Origin of the sequence: Actinomadura kijaniata NBRC 14229, assembly GCF_001552175.1 — a bacterium.
Lineage (GTDB): Bacteria > Actinomycetota > Actinomycetes > Streptosporangiales > Streptosporangiaceae > Spirillospora > Spirillospora kijaniata.
In genome coordinates, this window is the sequence record NZ_BCQR01000343.1 from 1 (window position 1) to 921 (window position 921).

The 921-nt window shown below is 58.3% G+C and carries 1 rRNA gene; it reads right to left on the reverse strand.

Annotation, left to right across the window (positions count from 1 at the left end):
- Window positions 1-921 (reverse strand): 23S ribosomal RNA (locus AKI01S_RS48630); the annotation flags it as partial.

Here is a 921-nt window from a genome sequence, read left to right on the forward strand (position 1 = left end):
GGGAGGGAGAACTCATCTAAAGGAAGGCTTCCCGCTTAGATGCTTTCAGCGGTTATCCCTACCGAACGTAGCCAACCAGCCGTGCCCCGGGCGGGACAACTGGCACACCAGAGGTCCGTCCGTCCCGGTCCTCTCGTACTAGGGACAGATCCTCGCAATTCTCCTACGCGCGCAGCGGATAGGGACCGAACTGTCTCGCGACGTTCTAAACCCAGCTCGCGTGCCGCTTTAATGGGCGAACAGCCCAACCCTTGGGACCTACTCCAGCCCCAGGATGCGACGAGCCGACATCGAGGTGCCAAACCATCCCGTCGATATGGACTCTTGGGGAAGATCAGCCTGTTATCCCCGGGGTACCTTTTAGCCGTTGAGCGACACCACTTCCACACGTCGGTGCCGGATCACTAGGCCCTGCTTTCGCACCTGCTCGACCCGTCGGTCTCACAGTCAAGCTCCCTTGTGCCCTTGCACTCACCACCTGATGACCAACCAGGCTGAGGGAACCTTTGGGCGCCTCCGTTACTCTTTGGGAGGCAACCGCCCCAGTTAAACTACCCACCAGGCACTGTCCCCCACCCGGATCCACGGGTGCGGGTTAGACACTCAAAACGACCAGAGTGGTATTTCACCAGCGACTCCACCAACACTAGCGTGCCGGCTTCACAGTCTCCCACCTATCCTACACAAGACGCTCCAAGCGCCAATGCCAAGCTATAGTGAAGGTCCCGGGGTCTTTCCGTCCTGCTGCGCGAAACGAGCATCTTTACTCGTACTGCAATTTCGCCGGGCCTGTGGTTGAGACAGCGGGGAAGTCGTTACGCCATTCGTGCAGGTCGGAACTTACCCGACAAGGAATTTCGCTACCTTAGGATGGTTATAGTTACCACCGCCGTTTACCGGCGCTTAGATTCTCAGCTTCGA